This window comes from Comamonas aquatica NBRC 14918, assembly GCF_000739875.1.
In the GTDB taxonomy this organism is placed as follows: domain Bacteria; phylum Pseudomonadota; class Gammaproteobacteria; order Burkholderiales; family Burkholderiaceae_C; genus Comamonas; species Comamonas aquatica.
In genome coordinates this window covers 93,138-110,167 of the sequence record NZ_BBJR01000035.1, presented here as the reverse complement: position 1 = coordinate 110,167, position 17,030 = coordinate 93,138, and the positions used below count along the sequence as shown (strand labels likewise).

The window sequence follows — 17,030 nt, the reverse complement described above, 5'->3', positions numbered from 1 at the left end:
TGGTTTTGTGCAACCATCACGCCCTCAGCAAACGGAGGCATGCCTGCGGGCAAGCTGCCGTGCGCTGCAGACGCTGCTGCAGTGGTTTGCTACTCCCCTACATAAGGACGATTCATGACTGACCTGAACAAACGTTCCCTGTTCAAACTGACCGCCGTGTCGGCGCTGACCGTGACAGCCCTGGCGGCGTGCGGCAAGAAAGAAGAAGCCGCTCCCGCACCTGCGGCAGCCCCTGCGGCCGAAGCGCCTGCTAAGGCCGAGCCCTTGAAGATCGCTTTCGCCTACGTGGGTCCCGTGGGGGATGGCGGCTGGAGCTTCGCGCACGACACGGCCCGCAAGAAGATGCAGGACGCGTTGGGTGACAAGGTTCAGACCAGCTATGTGGAGAGCGTGCCCGAAGGCCCCGACGCCGAGCGCGTGCTGCGCGACCTGGCCAGCCAGGGCAACAAGCTGATCTTCGGCACCACCTTCGGCTACATGGATTCGCTGCAGAAGATCGCCCCCGACTTCAAGGACGTCAAGTTCGAACACGCCACCGGCTACAAGACCGCCGAGAACGTGCGCACCTACGACAGCCGCACCTACGAAGGCGCCTACATGGCCGGAGTGATCGCCGGTGGCATGACCAAGTCCAACACCCTGGGCGTGGTGGCATCGGTGCCGATCCCTGAAGTGATCCGCAACATCAACTCCTTCACCCTGGGCGCGCAGTCGGTCAACCCCAAGATCACCACCAAGGTGGTCTGGGTCAACGAATGGTTCAGCCCACCCAAGGAAACCGAAGCCGCCACCAGCCTGATCAATGGCGGTGCCGACATCCTGTTCCAGAACACCGATTCGCCCGCCGTGCTGAAGACGGCCGAGGAAAAGGGCAAGCGCGCCTTCGGCTGGGATTCGGACATGACCGCCTACGGCCCCAAGGCCCACCTGGGCTCGGCCATCATCGACTGGTCGCCGTACTACATCAAGGCCGCCAATGAAGCCATCAACGGCAGCTGGACCACGGGCAGCAGCTGGTGGGGCGTGAAGGAAGGCGCGATCGACCTGGTCTCCGTGGCCTCCGACGTGCCTGCCGAACTCAAGGTCAAGGTGGACGAAGTCAAGGCCGGCCTGAAGGCGGGCACCTTCCAGATCTGGAAGGGCCCGATCGCCGGCAATGACGGCAAGGAAATCCTGGCCACGGGCGCTGCAGCCGACGACGCTTTCCTGTCTGGCATCAACTTCTACGTCAAGGGTGTGGAAGGCAAGGTGCCTGGTCAGTAAGGACTGGCATTCGGGCCTGAACCAGGCTCGGATATTGCAGAGGCTGCCTACGGGCAGCCTTTTTCTTTGGAAAGATGCCGCCCATGACGATGAATGTGACCCCGATGATGGAAAAAAACCAATGGCACCCCGTGGCCCTGGCCCATGCCGTGACCGATGCCCCTGTGCCCGTGCGCCTGTTGGATGAAGACCTGGTGCTGTGGCGCGATGCCCAAGGCGCAGCCCAGGCGTTTGTGGACCGCTGCCCGCACCGTGGTGCGCGCTTGTCGCTGGGCCGTGTCCAGGGCGGCCAGCTGGAGTGCCCCTACCACGGCTGGCAGTTTGCCAGCAGCGGCCAGTGCGTCAAGGTGCCGGCCGTGCCGGCCTTCACCCCGCCCCCACAGCACTGCGTGAAATCCTTTGGCGTGCAGGAAGCCCATGGCCTGATCTGGGTGCAACTGGAGGCGGCCGAGGTGCCGCTGCCGGTGTTCGAGGCCGAGGGCGACGCGCGCCTGCGCAAGGTGAACTGCGGGCCCTACGACGTGCAGGCCAGCGCGCCGCGCATCATCGAGAACTTCCTGGACATGTCGCACTTCGGCTTCGTGCACGAGGGCTGGCTGGGCAGCCGCGATGCGACCGAGATGGCGCCGTACCAGGTCGAGAACACTGCCTGCGGCGTGAAGGCCACCAACTGCAAGGCCGTGCAGCCGATGTCCAACCTGCACTCCACCAAGCCGGCCGAGGTGCACTACACCTACGAAGTCACCGCGCCCTTTACCGCGCTGCTGACCAAGATTCCCGAAGCCGGCAGCAGCAAGGACGGCTGGCGCGAGGCGATCGGCCTCTTCATCTGCCCGGTGAGCCCCACCACCAGCCGTGTGTGGTTCCGCCTGGCCGTGGCAGACTTCGAATCCAGCGATGAACAGCTTCAGGCCTTCCAGCACACCATCTTCACGCAGGACCAGCCGGTGCTGGAGTCGCAGCAGCCCAAGGCGCTGCCCCTGGACCCGCGCGCGGAGTTGCATTCGGCGGCCGACCGCATGTCGTCCGCCTACCGCCGCTACCTCAAGGCCAGCGGCGTGACCTTTGGAGTTTGCTGACCATGAGCTATGCCATTCCCGACGCCGTCCAGCACATGGCTGCGGCCCACGTGCCCGCGCTGCTGTGCACCATGCCCAAGGCCGAGCTGCACATGCACATCGAAGGCTCGCTGGAGCCCGAGCTGATCTTTGCCCTGGCCCAGCGCAACGGTGTGACATTGCCTTACGCCAGCGTGGAAGCGCTGCGCGCGGCCTATGCCTTCACCGATCTGCAGAGCTTTCTGGACATCTACTACGCCGGTGCCAGCGTGCTGCTGCAGGAGGTCGATTTCTACGACATGGCCATGGCCTACCTGGCGCGCGCTGCCGCCGACCACGTGGTGCGCACCGAGATCTTCTTCGACCCCCAGACCCACACCGAGCGCGGCGTGCCCATGGCCACCGTGATCCACGGCCTGTCGAGCGCCTGCAAGGACGCCGAGGCGCGCTGGGGCATTAGCGCGGTGCTGATCCTGAGCTTCCTGCGCCACCTGAGCGAGGAAGCCGCCTTCGAGACGCTGGAGGCCGCCCTGCCGTACCGCGAGCACTTCATCGGCATCGGCCTGGACAGCTCGGAGCGTGGCAATCCGCCCGAAAAGTTTGAGCGCGTGTTTGCCCGCTGCAAGGCACTGGGCCTGCACCTGGTCGCCCACGCGGGCGAGGAGGGGCCACCCGCCTACGTCTGGGGCGCGCTCAACGCCCTGCAGGTGGAGCGCATCGACCACGGCGTGCAGTCCGAGCAGGACCCGGAACTGATGCGCCACCTGGCCGCCACGCGCATGCCGCTGACGGTGTGTCCGCTGTCCAACCAGAAGCTGTGCGTCTTCCCCGACCTGCGCGACCACAACCTGCCACGCCTGCTGGCGGCGGGGCTGAACGTGACCGTCAACTCGGACGATCCAGCCTACTTTGGTGGCTATGTGAACGACAACTACCTGCAGCTGTTTGCCGCCACCGGCATGGGCGCGGTGCAGGCCTACCAGCTGGCCCGCAACAGCCTGGAGGCGACGTTTGCCAGCCCGGCCCAGCAGGCTGCCTGGGTGCAGCAGCTGGACGACTGCGTGGCACAGCTGGCCCAGGCGTCCTGAGGCGACGCGGCATCGGGGTTGGTCTGCCGTGGCGGCGCAGGAAGCGCGGTGCGCAGGCCATGCTGAAAACATAGCGCACAGCGCTTGAAGAACAAGGGGTTGAGGTTCATAAGAACCTCAACCCCTTGATTCATCTGCGCAGCCTGCTATGGCTTATGCAGTGGCCTGCAGGGCCGCCTGCAACTGCGCGGCATAGGTCTGCAGCACCTGGGCCCCCGGTTCCTTGCGCGGCCAGGCCAGGGCCACGCCGTCGCCTGCATGGCGCGGCAGCACATGCAGGTGAAAGTGGAACACCGTCTGCCCGCCGGCGGCGCCATTGGCCTGGAACAGGGTGATGCCATCGGGCGCAAACGCGGTCTGGGCCGCAGCCGCCACGCGCTGCGCGGTCTGCATCACGGCGGCGGCTTCCTCGGGGGTCAGGTCCAGCACCGTCACCGCATGGCGCTTGCTGGCCACCAGCACATGGCCTGGGTTGACCTGGCCGATGTCCATGAAGGCCACGGTCAGCGCGTCCTCGTAGACCTTGGCGGCCGGGATGTCGCCGGCCACGATCTTGCAGAAGATGCACTGGCCGGGGGGGGAGGTGTCCACAAACATGGGCATGGCAAGGGGTTCCTGAAAATAGGGAAAAGGGTTCTTGCCGCCATCGTAGCCAGACCACCCAGGGTGCCGCCAGTGTGGTTAGCCCCCGGCATGCAGGGGCGGGCAATCGGCGCTAGAATCCGCTCCCTTCGCGTACCGCGTTGCTCCAGTGGTGCGTGAATTCATCGTTGCTGGAGCCATGTAGAGGAACACCATGTACAAAAACCTCGCAGCCACGCTCGTGGCCGCCTGCGTTATCGCCCCGTCCCTGGCGCAAACCGCCGCCACCCCTGCCACTCCCAGCACCGCGCCCCTGAAGGCCGCCTTTGTCTACGTCACGCCCGTGCTGGACGCCGGCTGGACGCGCCAGCACGAAAACGGCCGCCTGGAAATGCAAAAGGCCCTGGGCGCGCAGGTGCAGTCCACCGCCGTGGCGAACGTGCCCGAAGGTCCGGATGCCGAGCGCGTGATCCGCGACCTGGCGGCCAACGGCCACCAGCTGATCTTCACCACCAGCTTTGGTTACATGGACCCGACGCTGCGGGTCGCCAAGGAATTCCCCCAGGTCAAGTTCGAGAACGTGACCGGCTACAAGCTGGCGGACAACGTGGCCACCGGCAACGCGCGCAACTACGAAGGGCGCTATTTGTCCGGCATCGCTGCCGGCCGCATGAGCAAGACCGGCGTGGCCGGCTTTGTGGCGGGCTTCCCCATCCCCGAAGTGCTGCAGGGCATCAACGCCTTCACGCTGGGCATGCGCAGCGTCAACCCCAAGGCCCAGGTCAAGGTGGTGTGGCTGAACGCCTGGTTCGACCCACCGCGTGAGCGCGACGCCGCCATGACGCTGATGGACCAGGGCGCCGATGTGCTGTCCTTCCAGGTGGCGACCACGGCCGTGATGGCCGCTGCGCAGGAGCGCGGCAAGATGGCGATCGCCTTCCACTCCGACATGCGCAAGGACGGGCCGGACGCCCAGTTGCTGGCCGTAACCCATCAGTGGGGCGGCTACTACACCCAGCGCGCCAAGGCCGCGCTGGAGGGCCGCTGGAAAAGCGCCGACACCTGGGGCGGTGTGAAGGAGGGCATGGTGCGCGTCGAGGCCTTTGGCCCCAAGCTGCCCGCTGCCGTGCGCGACGAGGTGCTGGCACGCCAGCAGCAGATGGCCCAGGGCAAGCTGCAGCCGTTTGCCGCACTCCAGGCCGACGTGAAGGACAACCAGGGCCAGGTCCGCATTCCCAAGGGCGTGCAGCTGACCGACACCCAGCTGCGCCAGATGGACTGGCTGGTGGACGGCGTGCAGGGCAGCGTGCGCTGAACGCGGCGGGCCTGCCATACTGGGGCGTGCTGCGGCAGTGGGTGGCAAATCCCTATGCCGCGGGCCCCAGGTTTGCTTGAAAATAAGGAGCATCTGGCGCGCTTTCCATATAGGGTTTGGCATGTTTCATGCATGAATTCCTGGGAAGCCCCGCGCTGACCGCCCCTGAACCCGTTTGTTGCCCCGCTCCGTGCCCATGCCCACCCAGATCTACCGCAGTGCCTTGCTCCGCTTTGCCGATGACGGCAGCCCCCTGTACGACAGCGACGGCCTGCTGGCCGTGGCACCGGATGCGCATGGGCAGCAGCGGGTGCTGGCGGCCGGCAGCTGGCAGGCGCTGCAGGCGCAGTTCGTGGGGCTGCCGGGTGCGCAGGTGGTCCACCTGCCCGGCAAGCTGCTGGCCCCGGGCTTTGTGGACATGCACATCCACTACCCGCAGACCGATGTGATCGGTGCGCCGGCCGACGGCCTGCTGCCCTGGCTGGAGCACTACACCTTCCCGCACGAGGCGCGCTTCCACGACCGGGCCTATGCCGACGGCGTGGCCGAGTTCTTTATCGATGAGCTGCTGCGCAACGGCGTGACCACGGCGCTGACCTTTGCCACCTCGCACCCCGCGTCGGTGGATGCCATCCTGACGGCCGCGCAGCAGCGCGGCATGCGCATGATCGCCGGCAAGGTGCTGCAGGACCGCCACAGCCCCGATGGCGTGCGCGACGACACCGAGCAGGGCCTGATCGACACCGACACCCTGATCCAGCGCTGGCACGGCGTCGACCGCCTGGGCTACGCCATCACGCCGCGCTTTGCGCCCACCAGCAGCGAGGCCCAGTTGCGCGGCGCGGGCGCGCTGGCCGCCCAATACCCGGACGTGTGGGTGCATTCGCACGCCTCCGAAAACCTGGACGAAATCCGCTGGGTGCGCGAGCTGTACCCGCAGGCGCGCAGCTACCTGGACGTCTACCACGGCTTCGGCCTGATGCGCGAGCGCGCCGTTTACGCCCACTGCATCTGGCTGGATGCCGCCGACCGCGCCCTGCTGCGCGATACCGGCACGGCCGCCGCCATCAGCCCCACCAGCAACCTATTCCTGTCCAGCGGCTACTTCGACTACTTGCAGGCCGATGCCGCCGGTTTCAGGTACGGCCTGGCCAGTGACGTGGGCGGGGGCATGAGCTTTTCGCCCTTCCGCACCATGCAGGCCGCCTATGTGGTGGGGCGCGAGCAGCACAGCAAGCAGGGCCTGAGCCTCAAGCCCGGCCAGCTGTGGTGGCAGCACACCGCCGGCGCGGCGCGCGCCCTGGGGCTGGAGGGGGTGATCGGCAACCTGCAGCCCGGTTGCGAGGCCGACTTCGTGGTCCTCAATCCGGCCTGCACGCCCTTGCTGGCGCGCAAGACGCAGCAGGCGGCTTCGCTGGACGAACTGCTTTTTGCCATGATCGTGCTCGGGGATGACCGGCTGATTGAGCAAACCATTGTTTCTCAAGCAAAATAGGGCCCTTGCGCTGGTTGTATAGCCGCATGGCGCTATCAAAAAACAAGCGAACAGGATTTTCCCAATGAGTATCAAGAGCGACAAATGGATCCGCCAGATGGCGGAGCAGCACGGCATGATCGAGCCTTTCGAGCCCGGCCAGGTGCGCCAGGTCGACGGCAAGAAGGTCATCAGCTACGGCACGTCCAGCTACGGTTACGACATCCGCTGCGCCCGTGAATTCAAGGTCTTCACCAACATCCACAGCACCGTGGTGGACCCCAAGAACTTCGACGAGAAGAGCTTTGTCGATATGGAAGGCGACTACTGCATCATCCCGCCCAACAGCTTTGCGCTGGCCCGCACGGTGGAGTATTTCCGCATCCCCCGCGACGTGCTGACCGTGTGCCTGGGCAAGAGCACCTACGCGCGCTGCGGCATCATCGTCAACGTGACACCCTTCGAGCCCGAGTGGGAAGGCTATGTGACGCTGGAGTTCTCCAACACCACGCCGCTGCCGGCCAAGATCTACGCCGGTGAAGGCTGCGCCCAGGTGCTGTTCTTCCAGGGCGACGAGCAGTGCGAGATGAGCTACAAGGACCGCAACGGCAAGTACCAGGGCCAGCACGGCGTGACCCTGCCGCGCACCTGAGCCGGCCGCACACGGCCTGCCCCCGCCCAGCCGACCTCTGGTCGGCTTTTTTGCGCCTGCGCTAGTCCTGGCGGCAGGCGCGGTTGCGGCCAGTACGCTTGGCCTGGTACAGGGCATCGTCGGCGCGGCGCAGCATGTCGGTCAGACCGTCCGCGTCGCCCGCCTGCAGGCTGCTGACCCCGGCGCTGGCGGTGATGTGCCCGACCTGCGGAATGGGTGTTTCCTCGATGGTCTGCAGCAGGCTGTGGCCCGTGCGCAGCGCATCCTCGCCATCGGTGTCGGGCAACAGCACCACAAACTCCTCGCCCCCGAAGCGCGCCACGATGTCCGCCTGGCGCAGGCGTTTGCGCAGCAGGTGGGCCAGGCTGGTCAGCACCAGGTCGCCGGCATCGTGGCCGAACTGGTCGTTGATGTGCTTGAAGAAGTCGATGTCCAGGGTCAGCACGCTCAGCGGGCGGCCGCTGCGGATGGCCAGTGCCAGCGCCACCTGGGCCTGGGTCTCGAAGCCCCGGCGGTTGAGCAGGCCCGTCAGCGGGTCGGTGCTGGCCTGGCATTCCAGCTCGGCATTCGCCTGCTGCAGCTCCAGGGTGCGGATGCGCACCTGCTCCTGCATTTCCTCGTTGGCCCGCAGCAGCTTGTGCGTCATCTCGGACAGGGCCTGGGACAGCTGGAACACTTCGCGGTTGCTGTGCAGCAGGGGAAGGCTGTCGATGTCGTGGGTCGTCTGCACGTGGGTGGCGGCCTGGGCCAGCTGTTTCAGGTCGTTGCTGACATGGCGGGCCAGGCGCCAGGCAATCCAGGCAGCGAACAATCCTGCGACCAGGCCCAGGCCCAGTGCCATCCACAGCACGCGGTTGGCATCGGCGTACGCGGTTTCCATCGGCTGGCGTGCCACGATCCACCAGCCCAGGTCGTTCTCATCACTGGGGGGCTGCAGGCGCAAGGCCGCCGTCAGATAGGGTTGGGGACGGTCTTTCCAGGTGACCAACTGGGGCTGCGGGGCTGTGCCGACCAGTGCTTTCGGGTAGGCCTGCCCCAGCGCCAGGTAGGGGGCGATTGCCCCGCCGGGGGCGTAGATGAGCGTGCCCGCACGGTCAAAGATGAAGATGGACTGCTGGCTGTATTTGGCAGGACCCTGCAGCAAGCGGTCCATCGCGCCCTGCACCCAGTCCCAGTTGGCATGGATGCCGAGCACCCCCAGGCGTTTGCCGCTGTCGGATTGGTAGATCGGGGTGACGAAATCTACAAGACGCAGGGGCTCCCCGGTTGCACTGCGCGGCAGCAGGTTCTGTAGCAGCTTGGCCGGATGCACGTCACTGATGTAGGGGCCCCGCAAGGCTTCCTGAAACCAGGGGCGTTCGCTGACATTGCTGCCCTGCAGCAGGCCGCCCGTGGCGTTCTGCACCTGGCCATGGATGTCGGTGACACCAATCCACACGTTGTAGGGGTTCAAATGCTGCATGCGTTGCAGCAGCTGCGCCACGGAGGGTGAGTCCAGCCCCTCTTCCCACAGCTCGGGAGAGCTGGCCAGCACCTGGGCCCTGCGGATTTGCTGCTGCAAATCCTGCTGCAGCAGGTTGCCCGCGTTGTGGGCCACGATGCCCAGTGCGGTGCCCGCCTGGTTCTGTAGCCGTGTCTTGAGAACCTCGCCCGCGATGAAGCACACGACCATGGCCAGGGCCGCAGAGAAACTGCCGAAGACCAAGGCGATCTGGGTGCGCAGGCTGCGGATCGGTGGGGGGGGCTCGACCATTGTCTGTGGCGGAACAAGCGGGAGAGTAAGGATGGCTCGGTTATACCGGTCCCGCTCCAGAAAATAAATGCAAACAGCGGCGAACTGTGCGCGAAAGCGGGATTACCCGGAGGCAGTCTGGCGGGAACCGCCTACATGCCATAGGGGGAATCACAGCCTGGCCGACCGCGCTGCGCTTTCCTGGCATAGCCTGCGAGCCGGGTCCACAGGCCGCTGCAGACCATGCTGGCCGTGGCCCAGATGGCATGGCGGCCGTGGCAAAGTTTCGGATTGACAGAGAGTGCGCCGGCCCGCACGGGCCTGCCCCACCGGGAAGCCATGCCGGGTATGCTGCGCACGGGATGGCCCGCAGACGATGAGAGGAGCAACCGATGAAATGGGAAGGCAATCGCCAGTCCGACAATGTGGAAGATCGCCGCGGCGACGGTGCACCGATGCTGGGAGGGCGCAGCATTGGCATCGGCACCATCGTGGTGGCCTTGATCGGCGGCTGGGTGCTGGGCATCAATCCTCTGACCTTGCTGGGCGTGCTGAGTGGCGGGGGCAGCGTGGTGCAGGCACCGGCGCCAGCCCAGGCTCCACCGGCCCATGACACCATGGCCCAGTTCGTGTCCACGGTGCTGGCCGACACGGAAGACGTTTGGGGCCCGATTTTTCAGCAAGGCGGCGGTGCCTACCGTGAGCCGCGGCTGGTGCTGTTCCGCGGTGCCGTGCCCACCGCTTGCGGCACCGGGCAGGCGGCCATGGGGCCTTTTTACTGCCCTGGTGACCAGAAGGTCTACATCGACCTGTCTTTTTACGACCAGCTCAAGAACCAATTGGGCGCGCCGGGCGATTTTGCCCAGGCCTATGTGATTGCCCACGAGGTGGGCCACCATGTGCAGCATTTGCTGGGCATCAGCGGCCAGGTGGAGCAGATGCGTGGCCGTGTCAGCCAGGTGGCCTACAACCGCCTGTCGGTGAAGCTGGAGCTGCAGGCCGATTGCCTGGCCGGGGTCTGGGCCCACCATGCTGATCAGCAGCGCCAGATTCTGGAGCAGGGCGACATCGAGGAGGCCATGAACGCGGCGGCCAAGATCGGTGATGATGCGCTGCAACGTGCGCAGACCGGGCAGGTGGTGCCTGACAGCTTCACCCATGGCACCAGTGCGCAACGCCAGCGCTGGTTCCGCACCGGTTTGCAGTCGGGCTCCGTGCAGGCTTGTGATACCTTCTCGGCCGCCAGCCTGTAGTGCTCACGTTCGGCGGCTGCCGCGCCAGTGTGGGATGGGACGGCCCATCCAGCTGTGAGCTACCGCCTTGGAGCCGGCCTGCGTGCACCGGGCGCCACGGCTCCAATCCTGTGATCCTTGAGGTTGAAAACTGACGGAATCCGCGAGATCACGCTGGATTTAATGACCTCACAAGGTGGTTTCTGTACTCGGTGCGACAATAGCAGGCTCAATGACAAGCTCTTTTTCCTCTTTACTCTTGGCGGAGCCTCTGGCACGCGCCGTGGCCGAAATGGGCTACGAGTCCATGACCCCCATCCAGGCCCAGGCAATTCCGGTGGTTTTGACCGGCAAGGATGTGATGGGAGCAGCGCAAACCGGCACCGGCAAGACCGCTGCCTTTTCGCTGCCGCTGCTGCAGCGCTTGATGCGGCACGAGAACAGCTCGGCCTCGCCAGCGCGCCATCCCGTGCGTGCCCTGGTGCTGTTGCCTACGCGCGAACTGGCCGACCAGGTGGCGCAGCAGATCGCGCTGTATGCCAAGCACACCAAGCTGCGCAGCACCGTGGTGTTTGGTGGCATGGACATGAAGCCCCAGACCCTGGAGCTGAAAAAAGGCGTCGAGGTGCTGGTGGCTACGCCGGGGCGTCTGCTGGACCATATCGAAGCCAAAAACGTGGTGCTCAACCAGGTCGAGTACGTGGTGCTGGATGAAGCCGACCGCATGCTGGACATCGGTTTTCTGCCCGATCTGCAGCGCATCCTGAGCCACCTGCCCAAGGCGCGTACCACCCTGCTGTTCAGCGCGACCTTCTCGCCAGAGATCAAGCGCCTGGCCAGCAGCTACCTGCAAGATCCCGTGACCATTGAGGTGGCGCGCCCCAACGAGACAGCGTCCACGGTGGAGCAGCGTTTTTACAGCGCCAATGACGACGACAAGCGCCGTGCGATTTGCACCGTCCTCAAGGACCGCGGAATTCGCCAAGCGTTCATTTTCTCCAACAGCAAGCTGGGCTGTGCGCGCCTGACGCGCGCCCTGGAGCGCGATGGCTATCGCGCTGCGGCCCTGCACGGTGACAAGAGCCAGGACGAGCGTCTGAAGGCCCTGGAAGCTTTCAAGCAGGGGGAAGTCGATCTGCTGGTCTGTACCGATGTGGCGGCACGTGGCCTGGACATCAAGGATGTGCCGGCCGTGTTCAATTACGACGTGCCGTTCAACGCCGAGGATTACGTGCACCGGATTGGCCGCACGGGCCGTGCCGGGGCTTCTGGCCTGGCCGTGACCATGGTCAGCAGTTCGGACACCCGGTTGGTGGCCGACATCGAGAAGCTGATCAAGAAGAAGATCAACGTCGAAGCGATTGAATTGCCCGATGCGCGCCGCTACCGCGAGCGCGATCCACGCCGGGATGTGGCTGGCCGCGAAGAGGTGCAGCGAAGCGCCTCCATGCCCAGCACACGCCCGATGCGCGGTGCCCGCCCTGTGCGCAGTGCGCCGGCCGATCCTTTCTTTGACAAGCCCTACGAGGCCAGCGACGCCCACACGCCATCCTGGGATGCCGCCGGCAGCACCGGCCCCAAGGCGGTGCCCCCTGGCCTGAAGACCAAGCGCAAGGTGGCCGCCCTGTTCAAGCCTGCGGGCAGCTACTGACGCTGCCGTTGGCAGCAGGATGAAAAAGCCACGCTTTTTAGCGTGGCTTTTTTGTGGGTGAACGTTTGCCCGTGGCTCACCCAGGTTGCTGCGCTTGATCGCAGTGCACCTGGTGCAATTGGCGCTCGGTGAAATCATGGCCGATTTCCATGGCGCTGAGACAGCCGCCCCAGACGCAGCCGGTATCCAGTGCCATCAGGTTGGGGCGGTTGATCAATCCCAGGGTCGACCAATGGCCGAATGCGACCATGACATCGCGTGTCTGGCGGTCCGGGCATTCAAACCAGGGCACCAGGCCGACCGGTGCCGCTTCGGCCGATTCCGCGCTTTCAAAATCCATGGCACCACCGGGCGTGCAAAACCGGATGCGGGTCAAGGCATTCACAATCACGCGCAGCCGGTCATGGCCTGTCAGCGTGGCATGCCATTGATTCGGCGTATTGCCATACATGTGCTGCAGAAACTCCGGCAATCCCTCGCTGCGAATATGATCGTGGACTTCCTGCGCCAGGGCCATCACGTCTTTCAGGCTCCATTGCGGTAAAACCCCGGCGTGGACCATTAAAAGCTGCTGCCCCTGGGGATTTTCCAGGCACCGGGCCAAAGGTTGTTGTGCCACCCACGCCAGTAAATCCTGGCGGTCGGGGGCATCCAGAATGGTTTGCAAAGTATCGCGCCGCCCGGGTTTGCGCACCCCATGGGCACTGGCCAGCAAATGCAGGTCGTGATTGCCCAGCAGGGGTTTCACCGCATCGCCATATTCCATGCAGCGGCGCAGAACGTCGGCGGAAGCCGGGCCCCGGTTGATCAGGTCACCCAGCAGGTACAGGGTGTCGCGGCTCGGGGAGAAATCGATGTGTTGCAGCAGGCGCACCAAGGCGCTGTCGCAGCCCTGGATATCTCCAATCAAGTAAGTAGACACTTTTCAATCCGGAAAATATTGAATGCCATCGGCCATTCAGTGACAGATGGCATCGATCTTATGGCGCTAGAGACTCACCAGGGTGACCAGGCCGTGAATCCAATCGTGAATGTGGTAAATACGTAGTTGTGAATGCGCTTCAGTCGCTGTTGCATGCTGCAGAAATGCATTCAATCATTTTCCGGGTATCTATAATCATTTTCATCAACGAAAGGATGCATGCAAATGACCTCTTACCAAGACCTGTTGAAGCAACGTGACGAACTGGAAAAACAAATCCAGGATGCCCGCAAGCGCGAGCTGATGGACGCTGTGGCCAAAGTGCGGTCGCTGGTGGATGAATATGGGTTGACGGCCGAAGATGTTTTCCCGCCTGCGCGCGCTGCACGCAGCGGTGGTGCTGGCAGTAAGGTGCCACCCAAATATCGCCATCCTGAAACCGGGGAAACCTGGACTGGCCGTGGCAAGCCTCCAAAATGGATTCAAGATCAGGACCGCAGCAAGTTTGAAATTTGATTCAAGCCCGCATCAGCGGGCTTTATTGATTTTAAATATCTCATAGATTTTTTATTTAATGCGGTTGGGGTATTTTCAAACCCGTGCCTTGCGGACGCCACTAAATCCTGGGTGTGGTGCCTGCGCTGCGTTCCGCATGAATTGTGGGACCGATTTGCTGGACGTCAGAGATTGCCGCGCCGGCTCGCGCGCTGCGCACGGTTTCGGCGCCACAATTTAGCGCATGAGAAAACAAGTATTGATTGCTGGTGGCGGCATCGCAGGGATGGCCGCCGCTCTGGGCGCATCGCACGCGGGTTGGGACGCACGCTTGTTTGAGCGGGCGCAGGAATTCTCCGAGGTGGGGGCCGGCGTGCAGCTGGGGCCCAACGTGGTGCGCCGCTTGCAGGCTTGGGGGCTACAGAAGGCCCTGCACGCCGTGGCGTCCGTGCCCCAGCAACTGGTGGCCCGCTGCGGCCGCAGCGGCAAGGTGCTGGCGGGTGCGCCGCTGGGGCAGAGCATGGTGGACCGCTACGGTGCGGCCTATGTCACCATCCACCGCGCCGACCTGCACAGTCTGCTGTGGTATGCCGCCAGTGAGCGCGCGGATGTGTTCATCAATCCTGGCCAGGAAGTGGTGGAGGTGCTGGGCACCGAGCGCGTGACCACCATTCGCACCTCGCTGAACAAAGAGATCGAGGGGGATGCCCTGATGCTGGCCGACGGGGTGTGGAGCAAGCTGCGTGGCCCGCTGTTGGGCGATGCCAGCCGGCCCCGGGTGTCGGGCCATCTGGCGTACCGTGCGCTGCTGCCCATGGCCGATGTGCCCGCCGGCTGGCGCAGCAATGAAGTGACCGTGTGGCTGGGACCGCACATGCATGCCGTGCACTACCCCGTGCGCCGCGGGGAGATGATGAATATCGTGGTCATCATCGAGGGCGCAGCCCCCGAGGACATGGAGCACTGGGACCACGCCGCCAATGCCCAGGCCCTGGAGCAGGCGCTGCAGGGCTGCGCCAGCAGCCTGCAGGACCTGGTGCGCAGCGTGCCTGCGGCCGGAAAGGCGTGGCGCCTGTGGCCGCTGTCGGACCGCACACCCTTGCAGGGGCCCGAAGGCATGGCCAAGGGCCTGGTCGGGTTGATTGGCGATGCCGCCCACCCGATGCGCCCCTACTTGGCCCAGGGCGCGGGCATGGCCATCGAGGATGCGGCCGAGCTGCAACGCGCCCTGGCCATGGACGACCTGGACGTGGCGCTGCGGCTGCGCCGTTATGCCCTGAACCGTTGGGAGCGCAACGCCCGCGTGCAGGCGCGCTCCATCCGCAATGGCAACATCTTCCACGCCACCGGACCGGTGCGCTGGGGGCGTGATTTGTCCATGCGCCTGCTGGGTGCCCGCCTGATGGATGTGCCCTGGCTGTACCGCGGGGATGGATCCAGCGCCAGCAGCTTGTAAAACGGGGGAAGGTGCGGGTGGGCCTGTGGCTGGCGTGTGAGGCCTTACGTGTCCTGGTAGAGCGTCAGTCCTGGGCAGACCATGCAGGTGTCAGTCCCAGGCCTCCACCCCAGGTGGGTTGCTCATAACTCCGGACTCAGGCAGCCGTGGCCTTGAGCAGCGGCGAGGCCGGCAGCAGGCGGTAGGCGGTGGAGGCACAGGCCAGCCACAGGGCAATTGTCAGGGCCACGGCGGTGTAGGCCTCCCAGCCCTGGCGCGTGGCCCAGGCGGCCACCACGCCGGTGAACCACTGCATCAGCGCCACGCCCAGGAACATGGACATGGTGAACAGCGACAGCGCCCGCCCGGTCATGTGGTTGGGGTAGGAGGCGCGCACGTCCGCGTACTGCAGCAGGCTGTAGCCGGACAGCAGGGCCATGGCGACCAGGGTCAGCACATTGGCCAGTGGGTGGTGCCACAGCGCCAGGGTCACGAACAGCGCGGCCATCAGCAGCGACAGCCAGCCCAGCCAGGTGCGGCGGCGCAGCGTGCCCGGGTCCAGGCGGCCGAACATGGCGGGCGTGAACAGCGAAATCAGCGACACGCCGAACGCCACGTGGCCGCTGCTGACCAGGCTGAAACTGTGGCGGTCCATCAGCAGGGGCCCTAGCCACAGGCCGCGCAGCGACAGAAAGGCCGCGTAGCAGGACATGCCCAGCACCAGCATGCCCCAGGTGTGGGGCAGGGTCAGCAGCTCGGCCAGGCGCACAAAGGCCTGGCCCCAGGATTCCTTGTTCGTGCTGGGCGCCTGCGGCAAACGCGGCTCGTGCACCATGGCGAAGATCAGCAGCCAGGACGCCACGCACAGCCCGCACAGCAGCCAAAAGCCGCTGCGCCAGCCGCCCAGCTCCACCACCCATGCCAGCGGGGTTCCGGTGAACAGCAGGCCCAGGCCGCCCACACCCATGGACAGGCCCGAGAAGAAGGCAAACCGGTCGGCCGGAAAGTGGCGGGCGATGAAGATGGTGCAGGCCAGGAAGGCGGGCGAGCAGCCCACGCCGATCAGCAGCTGGCCCAGCATCAGCCAGCCGTAGCTGGGTGCGGCGGCCGACACGCCCGCCCCCAGCGCGGCCAGCGGGAAGGCGGTGAGTACGGTGCGGCGCAGGCCGTACAGGTCCATGCCGATGCCCATCAGCAACTGGGCCACACCGAACGACAGGCCGAACAGCCCGGCGAAAGCGCCCAGGGAGCTGGCGCTGATGCCGAAATCCTGCTGCAGCCCCTGCGCCAGGATGGCGGTGATGGTGCGAAACGCCTGGCTGAGCGCAAAACCGCTGAGCAAGGCCAGCAGCATGACCCAGAGCTGGCGGTGCGTGTGCGTCTGGGCGGTGGTGGGTGGGGTGGTCACGGGCTACATCTCTCCTGGGCGCAAGCGTAGCGGCAAGCCGGCGCACGCGCTGTCTCCTGTGGTTAGGGGCTTGCCCTTGGCGCACGGGGTCGGCTCGCATACAGTGCACGGCATGCCCACCCGCCCGACGCCCTCCACACCGCCCGCCCCCCTGGTTTTGCACTACACGGTGCGCAGCTGTCCGCAGGGGCAGGTGCTGGTGGCGGCCACCGGCCAGGGGATTGCGGCCGTGCTGCTGGGCGATGACAAGGCCAGTCTGGTGCAGGAGCTGGCGCAGCGCTATCCGCAGGCGCAGCTGGCGACGGGCGGAACGCCGTTGCACCACTGGAGCGATGAGGTGCTGGTGGCGCTGGCCCACCCGGCGCAGGCGCACAGCCTGCCGCTGGACGTGGTGGGCGGCACGGACTTTCAGCGCCGGGTCTGGGCAGCGCTGCAGCGCATTCCCGGTGGGCAGACCTGCACCTACACCCAGCTGGCCCAGGCGTTGGGCCAACCACGGGCCGTGCGCGCCGTGGCCAGTGCCTGCGCGGTCAACCCGGTGGCGGTGCTGGTGCCCTGCCACCGCGTGCTGCGCAGCGATGGCGGCCTGGGCGGCTACCGCTGGGGTCTGGCGCGCAAGCAGCAATTGCTGGCGCAGGAAGCGGCTTGAAACAAGGAGCGGCCGGCGCTGGATGGCAGGGCGTTTCAGCCAGAAAACACCTTAAAAGCCTTGAAGCGGCTGCG

At 65.5% G+C, this 17,030-nt stretch carries 15 protein-coding genes; 11 read left to right on the top strand and 4 right to left on the bottom strand.

Annotation, left to right across the window (positions count from 1 at the left end):
* Positions 1-114 precede the first annotated feature (114 nt).
* From CA2_RS06465 to CA2_RS06455, 3 genes are all read left to right on the top strand, one after another.
* Positions 115-1,263, top strand: a complete 1,149-nt coding sequence (locus tag CA2_RS06465) for a BMP family ABC transporter substrate-binding protein (RefSeq protein ID WP_042414089.1) — start codon at positions 115-117, stop codon at positions 1,261-1,263.
* 104 nt (positions 1,264-1,367) lie between these two features.
* Positions 1,368-2,342 carry an aromatic ring-hydroxylating dioxygenase subunit alpha gene (locus tag CA2_RS06460; RefSeq protein ID WP_042414220.1) on the top strand — a complete coding sequence of 325 codons (975 nt, stop codon included), beginning with the start codon at positions 1,368-1,370 and terminating at the stop codon, positions 2,340-2,342.
* 2 nt (positions 2,343-2,344) lie between these two features.
* Positions 2,345-3,409: an adenosine deaminase gene (locus CA2_RS06455; RefSeq protein ID WP_042414086.1), complete on the top strand. Its 1,065-nt coding sequence runs from the start codon at positions 2,345-2,347 to the stop codon at positions 3,407-3,409.
* A gap of 153 nt (positions 3,410-3,562) precedes the next feature.
* On the opposite strand, the gene CA2_RS06450 is transcribed toward CA2_RS06455, so the two are convergent.
* The gene (locus tag CA2_RS06450) at positions 3,563-4,012 is read right to left on the bottom strand and encodes an HIT family protein (protein WP_042414082.1); all 450 of its coding nucleotides are present in this window, start codon (positions 4,010-4,012) and stop codon (positions 3,563-3,565) included.
* Between the two features lie 193 nt (positions 4,013-4,205).
* On the opposite strand from CA2_RS06450, the gene CA2_RS06445 reads away from it, so the two are divergent.
* The 3 genes from CA2_RS06445 (at position 4,206) to dcd (ending at position 7,432) form a co-directional block, all read left to right on the top strand.
* A complete protein-coding gene (locus CA2_RS06445; RefSeq protein WP_042414079.1) occupies positions 4,206-5,306 on the top strand; it encodes a BMP family ABC transporter substrate-binding protein in 1,101 nt (366 codons plus the stop codon).
* Positions 5,307-5,502: 196 nt separating this feature from the next.
* Positions 5,503-6,801, top strand: a complete 1,299-nt coding sequence (gene guaD, locus CA2_RS06440) for a guanine deaminase (RefSeq protein ID WP_042414077.1) — start codon at positions 5,503-5,505, stop codon at positions 6,799-6,801.
* Between the two features lie 64 nt (positions 6,802-6,865).
* On the top strand, positions 6,866-7,432 hold the full coding sequence (gene dcd, locus CA2_RS06435; RefSeq protein ID WP_042414074.1) for a dCTP deaminase: 567 nt from the start codon (positions 6,866-6,868) through the stop codon (positions 7,430-7,432).
* Between the two features lie 61 nt (positions 7,433-7,493).
* Here the strand turns inward: dcd and CA2_RS06430 are convergent, their stop codons facing one another.
* Positions 7,494-9,185: a diguanylate cyclase gene (locus CA2_RS06430; RefSeq protein ID WP_042414071.1), complete on the bottom strand. Its 1,692-nt coding sequence runs from the start codon at positions 9,183-9,185 to the stop codon at positions 7,494-7,496.
* 371 nt (positions 9,186-9,556) lie between these two features.
* Between CA2_RS06430 and ypfJ the strand changes: the two genes are divergently transcribed.
* Complete coding sequence (gene ypfJ, locus CA2_RS06425) at positions 9,557-10,417, top strand: KPN_02809 family neutral zinc metallopeptidase (protein ID WP_042414068.1); 861 nt, start codon at positions 9,557-9,559, stop codon at positions 10,415-10,417.
* A 211-nt stretch (positions 10,418-10,628) separates the two neighbouring features.
* Positions 10,629-12,047: a DEAD/DEAH box helicase gene (locus CA2_RS06420; RefSeq protein WP_042414065.1), complete on the top strand. Its 1,419-nt coding sequence runs from the start codon at positions 10,629-10,631 to the stop codon at positions 12,045-12,047.
* 76 nt (positions 12,048-12,123) lie between these two features.
* Here CA2_RS06420 and CA2_RS06415 read toward each other — a convergent pair whose 3' ends face one another.
* Positions 12,124-12,969 carry a symmetrical bis(5'-nucleosyl)-tetraphosphatase gene (locus CA2_RS06415; protein WP_042414062.1) on the bottom strand — a complete coding sequence of 282 codons (846 nt, stop codon included), beginning with the start codon at positions 12,967-12,969 and terminating at the stop codon, positions 12,124-12,126.
* Positions 12,970-13,194: 225 nt separating this feature from the next.
* Between CA2_RS06415 and CA2_RS06410 the strand changes: the two genes are divergently transcribed.
* Positions 13,195-13,485 carry an H-NS histone family protein gene (locus CA2_RS06410; protein ID WP_042414217.1) on the top strand — a complete coding sequence of 97 codons (291 nt, stop codon included), beginning with the start codon at positions 13,195-13,197 and terminating at the stop codon, positions 13,483-13,485.
* 223 nt (positions 13,486-13,708) lie between these two features.
* Positions 13,709-14,920 carry an FAD-dependent monooxygenase gene (locus tag CA2_RS06405; protein WP_042414058.1) on the top strand — a complete coding sequence of 404 codons (1,212 nt, stop codon included), beginning with the start codon at positions 13,709-13,711 and terminating at the stop codon, positions 14,918-14,920.
* 136 nt (positions 14,921-15,056) lie between these two features.
* Here the strand turns inward: CA2_RS06405 and CA2_RS06400 are convergent, their stop codons facing one another.
* Positions 15,057-16,253 carry an MFS transporter gene (locus CA2_RS06400; protein ID WP_081888894.1) on the bottom strand — a complete coding sequence of 399 codons (1,197 nt, stop codon included), beginning with the start codon at positions 16,251-16,253 and terminating at the stop codon, positions 15,057-15,059.
* Positions 16,254-16,419: 166 nt separating this feature from the next.
* On the opposite strand from CA2_RS06400, the gene CA2_RS18730 reads away from it, so the two are divergent.
* Complete coding sequence (locus CA2_RS18730) at positions 16,420-16,956, top strand: methylated-DNA--[protein]-cysteine S-methyltransferase (protein ID WP_169741451.1); 537 nt, start codon at positions 16,420-16,422, stop codon at positions 16,954-16,956.
* Positions 16,957-17,030 lie beyond the last annotated feature (74 nt).

What these genes read in the sequence shown, in the direction of transcription:
- CA2_RS06465 (WP_042414089.1), top strand. Translation starts at nt 115, where the DNA reads ATGACTGACCTGAACAAACGTTCCCTGTTCAAACTGACCGCCGTGTCG.
- CA2_RS06460 (WP_042414220.1), top strand. Translation starts at nt 1,368, where the DNA reads ATGATGGAAAAAAACCAATGGCACCCCGTGGCCCTGGCCCATGCCGTG.
- CA2_RS06455 (WP_042414086.1), top strand. Translation starts at nt 2,345, where the DNA reads ATGAGCTATGCCATTCCCGACGCCGTCCAGCACATGGCTGCGGCCCAC.
- CA2_RS06450 (WP_042414082.1), bottom strand. Translation starts at nt 4,012, where the DNA reads ATGCCCATGTTTGTGGACACCTCCCCCCCCGGCCAGTGCATCTTCTGC.
- CA2_RS06445 (WP_042414079.1), top strand. Translation starts at nt 4,206, where the DNA reads ATGTACAAAAACCTCGCAGCCACGCTCGTGGCCGCCTGCGTTATCGCC.
- guaD (WP_042414077.1), top strand. Translation starts at nt 5,503, where the DNA reads ATGCCCACCCAGATCTACCGCAGTGCCTTGCTCCGCTTTGCCGATGAC.
- dcd (WP_042414074.1), top strand. Translation starts at nt 6,866, where the DNA reads ATGAGTATCAAGAGCGACAAATGGATCCGCCAGATGGCGGAGCAGCAC.
- CA2_RS06430 (WP_042414071.1), bottom strand. Translation starts at nt 9,185, where the DNA reads ATGGTCGAGCCCCCCCCACCGATCCGCAGCCTGCGCACCCAGATCGCC.
- ypfJ (WP_042414068.1), top strand. Translation starts at nt 9,557, where the DNA reads ATGAAATGGGAAGGCAATCGCCAGTCCGACAATGTGGAAGATCGCCGC.
- CA2_RS06420 (WP_042414065.1), top strand. Translation starts at nt 10,629, where the DNA reads ATGACAAGCTCTTTTTCCTCTTTACTCTTGGCGGAGCCTCTGGCACGC.
- CA2_RS06410 (WP_042414217.1), top strand. Translation starts at nt 13,195, where the DNA reads ATGACCTCTTACCAAGACCTGTTGAAGCAACGTGACGAACTGGAAAAA.
- CA2_RS06405 (WP_042414058.1), top strand. Translation starts at nt 13,709, where the DNA reads ATGAGAAAACAAGTATTGATTGCTGGTGGCGGCATCGCAGGGATGGCC.
- CA2_RS06400 (WP_081888894.1), bottom strand. Translation starts at nt 16,253, where the DNA reads ATGCTGCTGGCCTTGCTCAGCGGTTTTGCGCTCAGCCAGGCGTTTCGC.
- CA2_RS18730 (WP_169741451.1), top strand. Translation starts at nt 16,420, where the DNA reads ATGCCCACCCGCCCGACGCCCTCCACACCGCCCGCCCCCCTGGTTTTG.